We start from the raw sequence: 10,633 nt of genomic DNA, 5'->3' as shown, positions 1-10,633 counted from the left end.
AAAGGGGATTTATGACAGCAAAGTTACCTGAAATCAGTTACCCCGTACCGTCAAACAAAAATGGCCATGCCTTTTCCTCCGTGGAAGCGTTGTTATCGATGCTCGGAGGGGAAAGCTCAGGGTTGTATCTGGTGGGAAGCCAGGGAATGTGGCATGGCGGTATTCATATTACTGATGCAACGATCCCCTGGTGTGCCCTCAGTACAGACAGTGAGCCCGAAAAAGAGTACTGCCGCGAACTTTATAAAGGGGAGCAATTTATTCGTTGTATGGCCGATGGTGAAATCGTTGCCTGGCGGGTATGCAGGGATTACGAGAGTGCCGCGATTGAATGGCGCGGTGAAAAATTGTTCGCTTCGACATCCTTTGTGCTGGTGAAACATTATATTCAGCCGGCTGATAACGCAGAAAGTGGACTGACGTTTTTTACGCTGTACATGAATCTGGCCCCCTGGGCTGCTTATGGACAACAGGGGCGCCAGGCGGACAGAAAAGTGGCAGGGATCCAGCGCTATTACACCAGTGCGGAAGATATGCAGGCAGGCCGTGAAGCCGGAAAACTGAATAAAGACACGCTTGTCACACTGAGTGACGCTATCGTCACTCGCAGCAGAGACAGGCGTCAGTTTACCGAAGTGACCATTACCAGAGAGACGAAAAATGCAGCGGGAGAGACGCTTGCAGCGGGAACGAAAGTCTGGACGGTATCAGACAGGGGCTCTCTGAGAGCAGTTAAATCAGCGCCGGTTCCGTCCTGGTGGGCAAAATGTACTCCTGCTTACACCACTCAGCCGGAAGGTGTGGTGAACTGTACCTCGCGTACAGACTGGGGTTACTATCTGAGTCGGGAAGATGTGTTGCTCAATAAAAAGGCGGGCAGGCTGACAGCAGGTTTTCCGCTCTCTTACGAACCGGGTAATACGGCGCAGCAGGTTATCCACCCGGGCAGGAGCCCTGGCGATGCCGCAAAAACGTTCAGTCTGGTCACGCTGGGGCGTGATAAGGATACGTTGAAAAAAGGTGACCGGGTATGGGTGGTGTCAGATGGTGATAGCCTGACGCCGGTTGCACCGGCAGCATCCGACAGTGAACCCGTTTTTAATGATGTGTATGTCCCACCAGTCCCTGTAACTGTCAGTGCAGGGGATAATCTCGGCCATATGGGCTTTTATCAGCTACCGGAAGAAAACGGTAAACGATCGCGCTACCAGGTACATATAGAGTGCCTGAGTATGGATGATATGGAAAAGTTCATCACCAACCCCGGAAAAGCAGGAGAAGATGCACCGGTTTATCTGACCTGGCAAACTGATGTACCGTTATTTGATAAGGGGGAACAGGGTATGGTTGCGGGAGAGCGAAAAACAAGAGCCTCTGGAGTTCTGACGCTGGCAAATGTCCCTGGTGTTGGTGCCGGGGGGAATACGCTGACCAGTAATCAGGATGCGGCGTATTATCAGATATGCCCGGAAGATGGCTGGTTACCTGCAGCCAGTGTAAAAAAAGTATCGCAGTACGCGTTAGACGAGCTGGGGTTTGTGACGCTGAATAAAGCACCAGCGAGCTTTGACCTGATTGATGGGGTAAAGCGACCAGATAACGTGGTGAAGGGGATTCTGGAGCAGTTATATAAAGCAGCGCAGGAGGAAAAACGCATCTCTCACGCGCTGAACAAATATAACTACCAGCGGCTGCTGGAGATGACAGACAGTAACGAGGACGGACATTACTCAGAGCAGGAATATCTTCAGGCAATTCATAATGTGTCGTACCGTGACCGCCTGTACCGTATTATTGCGAAACACGCCAGTGAATGGTACTACGGTAAGGATGATCCGCTGTGGAAAAACTATCTGGATCCATTAACCAGGGATGCGCCGTTATGGAAAACATATCTGGAAGCGTTTCTGGATAAGATGACGTGGATGAAAGCAGTATCCGAAAAAGGAGTGGCGCTGGGACCGGAGCTGTGGCATATGCATCCGATTGTGTTTTTGGAGGCAATTCGTGTAAAAGAAAGATGTAGAGAGTTATTCTCTAAAATTTCCAGTGTAATACTTCGACATGAAGGGGGATACGTTAATGACCCCAATGATCGTGGTGGTGAGACAAATATGGGAATTACGATTGCGACCTGGAGAGCGCACGCACCAATTGATCTGGGAATTGAAGCTACTTCCAGTACTCTCAGAAATATGACTAAGGAACAGGCAGAAATCATTTATTATAATCATTATTGGGAACCCAAAGGATTCTGTAAGCTTGAAAATACAAAGGTAGCCTTGATGGTTTATGATTGGACAATTACATCAGGCCGAGCAGTTAAGCAAATACGAAAAATGCTTCATGATGAATACAATAATCGCCTGATAGTAAATAACATAATGGACGATGACATGATTCATTGTATAAATGCAGTTGAAGATCAAGAGCAGTTGTTATCACGCATTGCAGAAATCAGAAAGGATTATTACCGTTCTTTAACCATAACCAACGGTGAGCCTAATGCACAGATTAAATTCCTCAATGGCTGGATAAATAGAGTTGATGATTGTTTGAAGGTTGATATATGAAAAGAATGTTATTATTTTTGACTTTCATTTCATTTCACTCAATAGCTAATTTTTCTGGTCATTGGGTAAATGAGAGTGACTCACAATCGCTAACATTGGATTTAGTTGAAGATGGTGCTTATCTTGTTGGTAAATATTGCTTTATAACTAATGACGGAAATAGAATTGACTGTTCTGAAGACAATGATAAAAATATCAACGGTATAATCAAAGATAATGTTGGGGTTGTGGACTTTGAAAGTACATTTGGGGGTATTGGTCAGGCAACTATATCAATTGAAAAGAATGTTCTTAAATATACCATCACTAATCCTGCTCCATTTGTGAATGCTAATATGTCTGTGCCTAATGTGATATATTTTAAGAAAATAGCGCAAGCCTCAGGCAAAGAATCCACTAAAATCATTACTTGCTCATTACCTGGCGGAGGAGGTAAAGAAGCTTCATTCTTCATTGATAATATTACAAAAGAAATTAATTATAGTTTTGAGAAGAATGGTAAAACAGAGTTAAAAGTGGTTTTTAATGAAGGGAATAAGTTGAGGCGCACCAAAGATAGTAAAATGAGAATTACTTATTATGGTTTCAAGCGCGGCAAGTACAGTTATGTCATTAATGTAGTCGAAGGTTCTGAAGAAAACGAATATACAATGTCGTTTGATATCAAGAAAAATGGAAGGATTATTCAATCCAGCGATTGTTTACCGGGTTCATTTAGAAGCGATAGAATTATAAATAAAAATATACTTGACATTCCTTATGTGAATGAGGAGCGATTTGGTTTTCCATAAGATTATCCTCCAACAAAAACAATTTCTATTTAAACCCACCGAGTGTTTGAAATTTAATGTTAATGCTTTGATTGTTAAATTGATGAATAAGATAGCCTAGTGTAAGGCCAGCGACTGGGATGGAAAAGTATATGGATACACCTAGATGGAAGAAAAGAAGTATTAGTCAGTTCAGGAATGGCTTACATGCATCGGTGTGACTTACCATCTTATGTATATTAAAGGGAAAAACGAAAGAAAGTGCATTAAAAGCCATTTCTGAATACTTGGGTGAAATTTTTATGGAAATCAAACTAAAAAACAAACCAAATATTTTCTTTTCTGAGTAATAATAAGATCAGTACTTATCTTATTTCCGGAGATAAGGTAAGGGATATACAGATATCACCAAATAATAAATGTTGGTTATATCAATGCAAAAGGTTTTACCTCTTATGATCCTGGACCAAAGCTGAAATACTTGAGCAATAAATATTAATTTATTCTGTCCTGTAAACAATAAATTAACGGAGATACAAATGTTGCAAATCATTAGAAAAGGCGACAAAACCACTCACGGCGGCTCTGTTATGACCTGTTCAGACACCATGATATTTGGTGGGATTGGCGTGGCACGTAAAGGTGATATGGTTTCCTGCCCGATACCTGGACATGGCCCGACAACCATCATCGAAGGAAATCCTGATTATCTTGATAACGGGCTCCCGGTTGCCTTTCATGGTCATAAATGTGGTTGTGGCTGTACATTGATCAGTTCTTTTGCACCTGCAAAGGTTGCCTGAGTATGCCAGTCCTGCTGGATACCATCCCTGAAAAGGCGGCGAAGGTTCCACGGCCTGATACCCGTCGGTGGCTACTGTTTCTGGTGTTTGTCATGTCAGGAGGATTTGCGTTAACGCTCTGGAACTGGACGACAGAACGCACAGGCTTTATTTTCTGGTTTACTGCACTGGGATTGCCTTTCTGTCTCTGGGGACTGCTTTTCTCCCTGCGCCGGTTTGCCTACAAAGCAGAGCAGGTGGGGGCTGAGTCCAGGAATGTGGAGCGCGAAGCGCTTATTGAGCGCGAAATCTGTCGGGGGCAGCGCTGTGGCTGGATACTCGATACATACGTTCAACACTTTTCAGGAAATAGTCCCGGTGCACTGGTTAACGCAGTTAATCATACTGTTCCAGCTTCAGAGACCTCAACGCCACGTGGTTCCAAATCTGCTGTCAGGTATGCAGCTTTACCCGGTTTTCAGACAGCTCTTGATACAGAACTCATCTCTGTTACGTCAACACTCGTCACCCATGTACAAAAAATTACAGACACCCTGTCGAAAGATATTTCTTGCTGTCTGATGCTGGACTGTGACGACGATATTCGTCCCGGACTGGAGGAACACTTCAGAAATGAACTCACGACCAGAACCGGCAGAGTCTTCAGACTCCTTGCGGGCAAAGGTCTGGCGGGGTTTGATGCCTGGCTGGATCTGCGCTGGGATACGCCGGGCATTCTTGCAGGAGTGACGTTTTCATTGCCTGCGCAGCCAGATGAAGGTGACGCCGATGCCATTACTCTCGTGGTGCTCAGCAACCGTAGGGTTGCTGGCTATCCGGATGCAGTATGCCTTCATCGCCCTGAAAAGGGCAAGGAAGCCCGGCTTGTGAAAACGCTGAACAGGGCACTGTTATGGGCCGCAACAGCCCCTGAAGCACTAAAAACGGCCTGGTATACAGGTCCGGTTCTTTCAGGTGGAAGTGGATGGAATATGGCCTGTGAAGATAACGGGGTGACATTCAGTCTGTCAAAAGAGAATCATGGAATTGATTCTGCTCTGGGATATGCCAGACGTGCCGCTCCCTGGCTCGCTGTAATTCTTGCCTCAGTGGCATGCAGAGATAATGGCCCGCAGGTTATCGCCGCCCAGCCCACCACTGACAAAGACGACGTCTGGATCGCCGTCATCACCAAAGAAGAAGCTCGCAAGGAATCACCCGGGAATGGCTAAGGTAAAAGTAAAAACACTCATCGGCTCTGTTGTAACTGTCGCCTTTTTTCTGACGGTCATTGTGGCATTTCTTTTTTATGCTTTTCCGGAAAACGTCGCTTCGGCCACCGGCTTCGGTCCGTATGACGGGCAGCGCATACTCACATTCTGCGCCATACTGGTTGCCACGTTGTTTTTACTCGGCTGGCTGACGGAGAAGGCTTTCGACTTCGCCGGTAAATCCGGGCTGTATTTCCAGTGGGGGCAGAAAAAGGCTGAGAGTATCACTCCGGTGACGAACACCAGTCCCGGTGAAGAAGACGACGATGAACCAGTTTTTAGCGAAGATGCCGTTTCAGAACATTTGCGCTTTCGCTATGGGCGTCGCTGGCAGCGTAAGGTACGACTTCTGCTGGTGATGGGGGATCCGGATGTGGTCCGGAAAGCAGCCCCGGGTCTTTGCCATGACCTCTGGCAGGAAGGCGACGGCTACGTGCTGATTTATGGCGGAGACGCGCAGTCACTCCCGGACGAGATCTTCCTTTCAAAACTGAAGCGTCTGCGATCCGGTCAACCGGTTGATGGCATCATTCAGGTGATGAGTATTTCAGCCCTCCCGACGGATGGCGAACGGGATGCCCTCCTGCGTTACCGTCAGAAAGCCGACCATCAGTTGTGCTGGCAGGCGCCGGTCTGGCTGTGGCTGACTGACAACGCTACCGGTGCCCGGCAGGATGCGAAAATGGCCGCAACGGGGGTTATCTTCGGACCGGAAGGAACTGTGAAAGGTGCGGACGACGCGTTTTCCGCACTGGCGTTACACCTGCAAAAAGCAGGAATGGCACAGATACTGAATGATTCTGCTGATTTCGGTTTCCTTCAGTTGTCACTCAGACTGCAGCAGGAGCTGAAAACCAGTCTGGCTGTTTTCCTCAGTGGACTGATGCAGGGATCTGCGGCCTGGCGTCTACGCGGTGTCATGTTCAGCCCTGAACTGACTGTTGCCGGAGCGGTACCAAACACATGCCCCGACACACCTGCCTGGAAAGCTATTATTGATGACTGTGATGCCGTCAGCGGCAGGAAGCTGGGCTTTAACTGGCTGAAGATGCTGCGATTGATTCTGCTTTCCCTGATTGTCCTGTGGGGGGCCGGTACACTGCTGTCTCTGCTCGTTAACCGTACTCAGATTTATCAAGCGCAGGAAATGGCGAGACAGGCAGCGGATACAACAAAACCACTGGCTGAACGCCTGCGCAGCCAGCTTGTACTCCAGCAGGCCATTGCGCGTCTGCAACATCGTGAGGCAACCGGTGCGCCATGGCACACCCGCTTTGGTCTTAATCAGGACAGCGACACGCTGGCCGCGCTCTGGCCGCTGTATGCGAAAAATAACGCACAGCTGATGAGGGATGCCACAGCAGACAGCCTCAGGCAGCAGCTGAATGCCTTTGTGCAACTCCCTCCTGCCAGTGATGCCCGTACGCAGGGCACACAGCATACTTACGACATACTCAAAAGTTATCTGATGCTGGCGCGTCCGGACAAAGCGGACGCCGGCTGGCTGGCAAAAAATGCGCTGAAAGCCTTACCGAAACGCCGGAATGTGCCGGATGGCATATGGCAGAACCTCGCACCGAAACTGCTGGAGTTTTATGCGCAAAACCTTCCGGCGCATCCGGAATGGAAAATTAAGCCTGACGATGAATTAATCAGTACGGTCCGTCAGATTCTGCTTAAGCAAATTGGCCAGCGGAATGCTGAGTCCGGGTTATATCAGGAGATGCTTAAGCGCGTGGCCAGCAACTGGCCTGATTTAACACTTGCGGATATGACCAGTGACACCGATGCCTCAACGGTATTCAGCACTGACGAAGTCGTTCCGGGAATGTTTACGCGCCAGGCCTGGGAAGAGCAGGTACAGGATGCGATTAACGAAGTCGTCAGAACACGCCGCGATGAAATTGACTGGGTACTGACGGACAAGACGCATCAGACAGGGAGCGATATCTCTCCGGAGGCGCTGAAGACCCGCCTGACTGAACGCTATTTTACCGATTTTGGTAATGCCTGGCTGAACATGCTCAACAGCATACAGTGGCATGAACCCACGTCACTTTCCGAAGCCATTGCCCAGTTGAGTCTGATCGGTGATGTCCGTCAGTCTCCGTTAGTTGCACTGATGAACACGCTGAACTACCAGGGGAAAACGGGGCAGAAAGGTGAGGCACTGGCTGATTCAATCGTGGATTCAGCGAAAAAGCTGCTCGATAAGAATAAAAATGGCAGGCAGTTTATTGAACAGGCACAGGGCCATGAAGGCCCGCTCGATGGGGTATTTGGACCGCTGACGGGGCTGATGGAGGGAAAAGAGGGGGCGGGTAGCAACGGTAATCTGAGCTTCCGGTCCTGGATCGCCCGTGTAACCCAGATGCGGCTGAAGCTTCAGCAGGTTACCAGCGCCCCGGATCCGCAGGCGATGTCGCAGATGCTGGCCCGGGCCGTGTTTCAGGGCAAAGCCATCGACCTGACGGACACCCGCGATTACGGCAGCCTGGTTGCAGCAAGTCTGGGGCAGGAATGGAGTGGATTTGGTCAGTCGTTGTTTGTGCAACCGCTGGATCTGGCCTGGCGGCAGGTGCTTGTCCCGGCTGCGGGCAGCCTCAATGCCCGCTGGCAGACAACCATAGTCGATCAGTGGAATAAGGCTTTTGCGGGGCGGTACCCGTTTAAAGCCACCGGCAGCGATGCCTCCCTGCCGTTACTGGCACAGTTCCTGCGTAGCGACTCGGGTCGGATCACGACGTTCCTGAAAACTCATCTTGGCGGGCTCCTCCACCAGGAGGGGAATCGCTGGGTTGTTGATCCTTCCGCAAGCCAGGGGATGGTTGTCAGTCCGGATTTCCTCCGGGCGATTAATCAACTGGCAGAGCTGTCAGATATCGTGTTCTCTCAGGGCGATGCGGGGGTTCACTTCGAACTGATGGCGCGTCCTTCACGGGATGTTGCCAGAGTGCAGCTTACCCTCGATGAACAGAATCTGGATTACTTCAATCAGATGGAAAGCTGGCAGAGCTTCACCTGGCCGGGGAATACTTACTATCCAGGTGTGTCGCTCAGTTGGCGGAGTGTAAGCAGTGGTATGCAACTCTACGCCAGTCACCAGGGGAACTGGGGAGTTATTCGCCTGCTGGACGAAGCTCTGATCACGCCACTTGATGCCAGCCGCACACAACTGGTGTGGATCACTGCCGATGGTAATCCTCTGAAATTCGTCATGCGCAGCGAGCTGGGCGACGGTCCGCTTGCCTTACTGAAGCTACAGGGATTTACGCTGCCCACCGCCATTTTTAGCGTTGCCGCCGGCACGGAAGGTGTTGAGTAAAAATGAACAGGGGCATTCATCCGGCGCCGGCCTTTACTGAAGATCCGGGGGCTGATGGGTACATTTTTCCCCCTTTCAGAGAACGGTTCCTTCATGCCCGTCGGCGTTTTTGCCCCATGTCAGAAAAAACAACCGGTAAGCTACCGGAAGGGCAATCCCACTCAGCAGGAGAAAGTATGCTGCTGAAATGGAGGCCACCACAAATCGCCAACAGTAAGGACGACGCTTCTCCGGAAGCGGTCGTGAGGTTTATGAAAGAGACTGACAAACAGGAAAAAGAATGAGTTCACCTGAATCCCTGTTAACGGCCTGCGCCGCCAGCCAGGAAGAAAGGCTGTGCCTCATTTCCCGCGCAAATGAGGCCCTGTCGCTCTGGGATAACTGGCTGCATCCGTTCACCTCCGGATCTGAAACCGGGGACGATCCTGCATACGATGATAATTTTCAGCTGATGCGTGAAGAGATAAATAAGATTTCAGGTACCGATTCAGCGCTGTTGTGCGAACTGGCTCAGAAGTGCCTTTGCGAATGCGCCAGAGATATTCGAGTCGTGACCTGGTACGTGCTGGCCCGTCTCATCCGCGACGGTGAAAAAGGGTTGTCCGAAGGCTTATTACTTCTTGTTGCGATGCTGACCCGCTACGGACAGGCATGTCATCCCCGGCGTCCTGCCGCCCGGAAAGCTGCGCTGGAGTGGCTGAACAGTGCAAAAGTGACTGATGCACTGCTGTTATGGCCCGGGGTGGACAGCAATGAGGCCGGTCTGACGGCGGGCGCCATAAGCCTGCTGGGATCCGCCGTGGCAGACTGGCCGGAAGCTGAGAAGCCGTCTTTTGCGGGGCTTTGTTCCGCGCTTGAAAACCGCCTGGCACGTTCAGGGGGCGTGGAGGCTCTGGTCCCCCAGAACAGCAGCACCCGGGAGCCCGGGGGAGAATCAGCTCCCCCGGACTCACCACAACTGGCAGCGGTGACATCGGGCCGCGACTTACTCGACCAGGCCAGGTTACTTTCCCGCTGGCTGAGCGGGCAGCCGCAGGGCTGGCTGGCTTCTCATCGGCTGATGAAGACGGTGCGGTGGGATACGGTTGATCAGCTCCCTTCACTGGACAGTAGCGGGCGCACCCGCCTGGTCCCCCCGAAAACAGGGTATCGCGCTCAGCTTAAGCGACTCTGGCTTCAGAAAAACTGGGTTGAGCTGATTGAACTGGCCAGTCAGATGTATTGCGAAGGGGTGAATCATTTCTGGCTCGATCTTCAGTGGTATCTCTGGCAGGGACTCAGTCATGCTGGTCAGCCTTGGGATTCCTGGTCTGACGCTGTCCTGTCAGATCTGCGGCTGTTGCTTAAACGTCTCCCGGGCCTTGAAGGGCTGGCATGGAATGACGGTACTCCCTTTGCTGACGAGGTTACCATTGCCTGGATCGCTGAAAAAGTGAATGAAGAAGATGTGATGTACGGCGATGAAGCTGCCATTCCTGCCGTTGTTAATGGCCAGACTGACGATGTGCTGATCCTTGAGTCTGAAGCCATGGAAAAGGGTGACACGGAAGGCCCTGAAGCGGCGCTGGCCTGGCTCCAGTCCCGACCGGGGATGGATACACCACGTCATCGCTGGCTGATACGCCTGCTCATGGCCCGGGTGGCAGAGCAGTATGGCCGGAACGATATGGCGCTTCACCTGCTTGGTGAACTCATTACCCGTGCGCCACAGTTGACGCTGGAGGACTGGGAGCCCGCTTTGCTGTTTGAAGTCCGGGCCCGGCGCCTGAAGCTGCTACGGATGAAAGCCGGTCGCAGTGAATCTGATAAAGCCCGTCTGATGCCTGAGATGGATACGCTGCTGGCGGGGCTGATCGCCATTGACCCGGCCCGTGCCATGGTGCTCTGTGGCTGATGTTCTCTTTAATCATTT

Annotated in this window: 7 protein-coding genes; all 7 read left to right on the top strand. The window is 50.7% G+C overall.

What is annotated here, in order from left to right; genetic code table 11:
• Positions 1-11 precede the first annotated feature (11 nt).
• The 7 genes from FQ015_RS17720 (at position 12) to tssA (ending at position 10,615) form a co-directional block, all read left to right on the top strand.
• On the top strand, positions 12-2,573 hold the full coding sequence (locus FQ015_RS17720; protein WP_160524329.1) for a glycoside hydrolase family 108 protein: 2,562 nt from the start codon (positions 12-14) through the stop codon (positions 2,571-2,573).
• On the top strand, positions 2,570-3,364 hold the full coding sequence (locus FQ015_RS17715; RefSeq protein ID WP_001469826.1) for a hypothetical protein: 795 nt from the start codon (positions 2,570-2,572) through the stop codon (positions 3,362-3,364). The genes FQ015_RS17720 and FQ015_RS17715 overlap by 4 nt, the downstream gene beginning before the upstream one ends.
• A gap of 518 nt (positions 3,365-3,882) precedes the next feature.
• Entirely contained in the window at positions 3,883-4,146 is a 264-nt protein-coding gene (locus tag FQ015_RS17710; RefSeq protein WP_000939274.1) for a PAAR domain-containing protein, read from the top strand.
• A gap of 2 nt (positions 4,147-4,148) precedes the next feature.
• Positions 4,149-5,357, top strand: coding sequence for a hypothetical protein (locus FQ015_RS17705; protein WP_160524328.1), 1,209 nt, complete (start codon positions 4,149-4,151; stop codon positions 5,355-5,357).
• Positions 5,350-8,721 (top strand): ImcF-related family protein, encoded by a 3,372-nt coding sequence (locus FQ015_RS17700; protein ID WP_001151319.1) that lies wholly within the window; start codon positions 5,350-5,352, stop codon positions 8,719-8,721. The genes FQ015_RS17705 and FQ015_RS17700 overlap by 8 nt, the downstream gene beginning before the upstream one ends.
• A gap of 116 nt (positions 8,722-8,837) precedes the next feature.
• Positions 8,838-9,005 carry a hypothetical protein gene (locus tag FQ015_RS23985; protein ID WP_001469828.1) on the top strand — a complete coding sequence of 56 codons (168 nt, stop codon included), beginning with the start codon at positions 8,838-8,840 and terminating at the stop codon, positions 9,003-9,005.
• On the top strand, positions 9,002-10,615 hold the full coding sequence (tssA, locus tag FQ015_RS17695) for a type VI secretion system protein TssA (RefSeq protein WP_000097914.1): 1,614 nt from the start codon (positions 9,002-9,004) through the stop codon (positions 10,613-10,615). Before FQ015_RS23985 ends, tssA begins: the two co-directional genes overlap by 4 nt.
• The last annotated feature ends 18 nt before the right edge of the window (positions 10,616-10,633 follow it).

The sequence above is a fragment of the Escherichia sp. HH26CH genome (genome assembly GCF_009820205.1).
GTDB classification, from domain to species: Bacteria; Pseudomonadota; Gammaproteobacteria; order Enterobacterales; family Enterobacteriaceae; genus Escherichia; species Escherichia coli_F.
The sequence above is the reverse complement of the archived record's forward strand: the minus strand, read 5'-3'. Positions and strand labels throughout refer to the sequence as shown.